General features: G+C 63.3%; 2 protein-coding genes. One reads left to right on the top strand and one right to left on the bottom strand.

Features of this window, described 5'->3' with window-relative positions:
* Positions 1-797: arginase family protein (locus ACYVDE_RS23890; RefSeq protein ID WP_460504023.1), on the top strand; the 797-nt coding region annotated here is incomplete at its 5' end.
* A 56-nt stretch (positions 798-853) separates the two neighbouring features.
* Here the strand turns inward: ACYVDE_RS23890 and ACYVDE_RS23885 are convergent.
* On the bottom strand, positions 854-1,075 hold a 222-nt coding region (locus ACYVDE_RS23885), incomplete at its 5' end, for a hypothetical protein (RefSeq protein ID WP_460504022.1).

Raw genomic sequence — 1,075 nt, 5'->3', positions numbered from 1 at the left:
CGGCGCACGCGCCCGACGCCATCCGGCGCGAGCTGCGCCGCTACCACAAAACCTACAACCTCGAGCATAACATCAGCCTCGACCACCTGCGCATCGCCGATGCGGGCAATTTGAGTCTGCGCCGCGCCGACCATGCCGCCAACCATGCCTACATTCGCGAGCAACTGGCGGCGCTGCTACGGCAGTACCCGCGGGTGGTGGTGCTGGGCGGTTCGCACGATGGCACGTATTCCACGGTGCGCGGGCTGGTGGATGCGACCGGCGGGCAGCCGGTGGGCGGAATTAACTTCGACGCGCACGCCGATGTGAAAGACAAGCCCGGCCTCATCAGCAGCGGCACGCCCTTTGGCAAGCTGTTGCGCGAGGGCTTCCTGGCTGGCCCGCGCTTCTCCGAAATTGGCCTGCACTCCAACCTCAACACCCGCGAGGATATTGATTTTCTGCACCAGCAGCAGGCCACCATCGTGCCCCTGGCCCATGTGCAGCAAGATGGCATGGAGCGCTACGCCACTCGCGCCCTGAGCCGCGCCACAAACGACGGCCCCGCCTTCGTGAGCTTCGATATCGACGGGTGCGCCGAGGCGTATGCGCCGGCCGTATCGGCCCCCAGCGCCGACGGTTTCACGCCCCGCCAAGCTACGGAAGCAGCTTTCCTGGCCGGAAAAAACGAGGCGGTCCGGCTGTTCGAGGTAGTCGAGCTAAATCCGCTCTTCGACTGCGACAACCAGACCGCCCGCTTAGCTGCTACCATCATTACCGCCTATCTGACGGGCGTGGCAGCTGGAATTAAAAGTTAAAAGTGAAGAGTTAACAAGCCCACCGAATCCAATCGAGCGGGCTTTTCATTTTTAGCTCAATCACCCACACCACCCCGGTACAGGGGTGGCGACTGGTAGCTGCTTGACTTTTTCGCCGCTTTCAGCGCCTTTTTGTAGGCTTTCGATTTCTTGTTTTTCCGCCGGCGACCTCCGCCGAGCAGCCAGGCGGCGCCCACTGCCAGCAGGCTGCCGCCGATGATGGCGGCTTTCAGCGGCAGGGTGTCTTTGGGCGCGGGCGGCAGGTACTCGACGCCGCT

It is taken from the genome of Hymenobacter agri (genome assembly GCF_054778495.1).
Note: the sequence above shows the minus strand (reverse complement) of the source record. Positions and strands in the feature narration are given on the sequence as shown.